This is a genomic window from Streptomyces sparsus (assembly GCF_054776295.1).
The window spans coordinates 1-3,459 of sequence record NZ_BAAHCA010000524.1 but is presented as its reverse complement, the minus strand read 5'-3'; the positions used below and the strand labels follow the sequence as shown (position 1 = coordinate 3,459).

Genomic DNA, 3,459 nt, shown 5'->3' with positions numbered 1-3,459 from the left:
TCACGGCACGGGACGGGGCACCGGCCGGCCCGCACGACGGGCGGCGAACCGGGAAGCGGGGTGCGAGGCCCCTGCTGCCGGAGCGGGAGGCGGCAGCACCGGCACGGCGACCGATCCGGTGACGGCGGATCCGGCAGCCGAGGAGCAGGCACCGGCGGACCGGACCGCGGACCAGTACCGGACCGAGGCAGCGTCGCCGGAGGCGGGCTCAGCGGCGGCGGAGGCGGCGGAGGCTCCGGAGACGGGAGCGAGGGCAGAGGCGGGAGCGGACGGGGGCGCCCGGGCGGCGCGCACCGGCGACCCGGCTGCCGCCTTCGACGCGCTGTACAGCCGGCACGTGCGTTCCCTGACCCGGCAGACGTTCCTGCTCACGGGCCACCGCGGCCTCGCCGAGTCCGCGGTGCGCCGGGCGTTCCACACCGCCTGGGAACGCTGGCCGGAGGTGGCGGTCGACCGGGACCCGGCGGGCTGGGTGCGGGCCTGCTCCCACGAGTACGCGCTGTCGCCGTGGAGCCGGCTGCGCCCGGGGCACCACTCCCCCGAGACCTACGCCGGGCTGCCGGAGGACAAGGAGTGCCTCGACGCGCTGCTCAGCCTGCCGCCGTGCTACCGCCGCACGCTGCTGCTGCACGACGGCATAAGGCTCGGCCTGCCGGAGACGGCAGCCGAGTCGGAGGCGAGCACGCCGGCCACCGCTGGGCGGCTGCTGCACGCCCGCGAAGCCCTGGCCGAGCTGCTGCCGGTGGTCCGGGAGACCGAGCCCGAGCAGCGCGGTGAGCTGATCGGCACCCTGCTGCGGCGCGTCGCGGCGGCCCAGCCGGTGCGCACCGTGCCGGCTCGGATCGTCCGGACCGGCAGTGAGCGGCAGTCCCGGCGCTGGATACTGGCCGCCTGCGGTCTCACCGTCGCGGTGGTGACCGCCACGTCCTTCACCGTCGCCACGACGGAGAGCGGCACGCTCATCCCGCAGGTGCTGCCGGCCATGCTCGACGAGCTGTCCCGCTAACCGTGCCCCGAGGTGCGCCCACACGGGTCCGGGCCCGCCCCCGCAAGCAGGGGCGGGCCCGGACCCGTCACACCGTGGGCCGCCTCGGCGGCCCGATGTTCAGCCGCCGAGGATCTCGCGCGCCAGGCGCGCGGTCGCCGACGGGGTCTTGCCGACCTTGACGCCGGCGGCCTCCAGGGCCTCCTGCTTCGCCTGGGCGGTGCCCGAGGAGCCGGAGACGATGGCGCCCGCGTGGCCCATGGTCTTGCCCTCGGGCGCGGTGAAGCCCGCGACGTAGCCGACGACCGGCTTGGAGACATTGGCCTTGATGAAGTCGGCCGCACGCTCCTCGGCGTCACCGCCGATCTCACCGATCATCACGATCAGGTCGGTGTCGGGGTCGGCCTCGAACGCCTGGAGGGCGTCGATGTGGGTGGTCCCGATGATCGGGTCACCGCCGATGCCGACACAGGTGGAGAAGCCGAGGTCCCGCAGCTCGTACATCATCTGGTACGTGAGCGTGCCGGACTTCGAGACCAGGCCGATGCGGCCGGGCTTGGTGATGTCCGCCGGGATGATGCCCGCGTTGGACTGGCCCGGCGTGATCAGGCCCGGGCAGTTCGGGCCGATGATGCGGGTCTTGTTGCCCTTGCTGCCGGCGTGCGCCCAGAAGGCGGCGCTGTCGTGCACCGCGATGCCCTCGGTGATCACCACGGCGAGCGGGATCTCGGCGTCGATCGCCTCGATGACCGCGCCCTTGGTGAACTTCTCCGGCACGAAGATGACGGTGACGTCAGCGCCGGTGGCCTCGACGGCCTCCTTCACGCCGCCGAAGACCGGGATCTCCTGACCGTCGAAGTCGACCGTGGTGCCCGCCTTGCGGGGGTTCACGCCGCCGACGATGTTGGTGCCGGAAGCCAGCATGCGCTTGGTGTGCTTCTGGCCCTCGGAGCCGGTCATCCCCTGGACGATGACCTTGCTTTCCTTGGTGAGGAAAATAGCCATGGGTTGTCGATGTCCTCGTCTGTCCTCGTCAGTCCCGGTCCGGGGTTACTTCGCTGCCAGCTCGGCAGCACGGTCGGCGGCGCCGTCCATGGTGTCGACCTGCTCGACCAGCGGGTGGGCGGCGTCGGTAAGGATCTTGCGACCCAGCTCCGCGTTGTTGCCGTCCAGCCGGACGACCAGCGGCTTGCTGACGTCCTCACCCTTGGACTTGAGCAGTTCCAGCGCCTGCACGATGCCGTTGGCGACAGCGTCACAGGCGGTGATGCCACCGAAGACGTTGACGAAGACGGACTTGACCTCGGGGTCACCCAGAATGATCTCCAGGCCGTTGGCCATGACCTCGGCGGAGGCGCCGCCACCGATGTCGAGGAAGTTCGCCGGCTTGACGCCGGAGTGCTTCTCACCGGCGTAGGCGACGACGTCCAGGGTGCTCATCACGAGGCCCGCGCCGTTGCCGATGATGCCGACCTGGCCCTCGAGCTTCACGTAGTTCAGGCCCTTGGCCTTGGCTGCGGCCTCGAGCGGGTCGGCCGCCTCCTTGTCCTCCAGCGCCTCGTGGTCCGGCTGGCGGAACTCGGCGTTGGCGTCGAGGGAGACCTTGCCGTCGAGCGCGATGACCTTGCCGTCACCGGTCTTGACCAGCGGGTTGACCTCGACCAGCAGGGCGTCCTCCTTGATGAAGACGTCCCACAGCTTCTGCAGGGTGAAGACCACCTGGTCGGCGAGCTCGGCCGGGAACTTGGCCGCCTCGACGATCTCGCGGGCCTTCGCCTCGGTGACGCCCTCGATGGCGTCGACCGGGATCTTGGCGAGCGCCTCCGGCTTGGTGGCGGCGACCTCCTCGATCTCCACGCCACCCTCCACCGAGGCCATCGCCAGGAAGGTGCGGTTGGTGCGGTCCAGCAGGAAGGAGACGTAGTACTCCTCCGCGATGTCCGCAGTCTGGGCGAGCATCACCTTGTGAACGGTGTGCCCCTTGATGTCCATTCCGAGGATCTGGCCCGCCTTGGCGACCGCGTCATCCGGGTCGGAGGCGAGCTTCACACCGCCGGCCTTGCCTCGGCCACCGGTCTTCACCTGCGCCTTCACGACCGCGCGACCACCAAGTCGCTCGGCCACCTCGCGCGCCGCCTCGGGCGTGTCGATGACTTCACCGGCCAGCACCGGTACGTCATGCTTGGCGAAGAGATCCCTCGCCTGGTACTCGAACAGGTCCACGCGCGTCCGTCCCTCATCAGTTTTCGCGGTTCGTTGTCAGCGTGGGCGTGCCGCGTGGCCGCGTCTGCGATGTCCGCGGCATGTCCGCCTTGCAGATTAGCCCTGTGGCTGTGCACTGCATAAATTCCACGTCACACCGGCGCGGTGAGACGGGTCACATACGGCCTCCGACCGGCTGCGCACCGCGACCCCCGCAGGCAGCGCACGCCCTCACGCGCGCCCCCGCACGCCCCGGCGCGCGTGCCTGCGGG

Annotated in this window: 3 protein-coding genes; 1 reads left to right on the top strand and 2 read right to left on the bottom strand. The window is 71.0% G+C overall.

Annotated elements, in window-relative coordinates; translation table 11 throughout:
• Positions 1-1,006, top strand: a 1,006-nt coding sequence (locus tag ACYVE9_RS19630; protein WP_461029191.1) for a SigE family RNA polymerase sigma factor, incomplete at its 5' end; no start/stop codon positions are given.
• A gap of 99 nt (positions 1,007-1,105) precedes the next feature.
• Here the strand turns inward: ACYVE9_RS19630 and sucD are convergent.
• On the bottom strand, positions 1,106-1,990 hold the full coding sequence (sucD, locus tag ACYVE9_RS19625; RefSeq protein ID WP_461029190.1) for a succinate--CoA ligase subunit alpha: 885 nt from the start codon (positions 1,988-1,990) through the stop codon (positions 1,106-1,108).
• Positions 1,991-2,035: 45 nt separating this feature from the next.
• On the bottom strand, positions 2,036-3,208 hold the full coding sequence (sucC, locus tag ACYVE9_RS19620; protein WP_461029189.1) for an ADP-forming succinate--CoA ligase subunit beta: 1,173 nt from the start codon (positions 3,206-3,208) through the stop codon (positions 2,036-2,038).
• Positions 3,209-3,459: the final 251 nt, after the last annotated feature.

Coding starts and splice junctions, on each gene's coding strand:
- sucD (WP_461029190.1), bottom strand. CDS start 1,990: ATGGCTATTTTCCTCACCAAGGAAAGCAAGGTCATCGTCCAGGGGATG.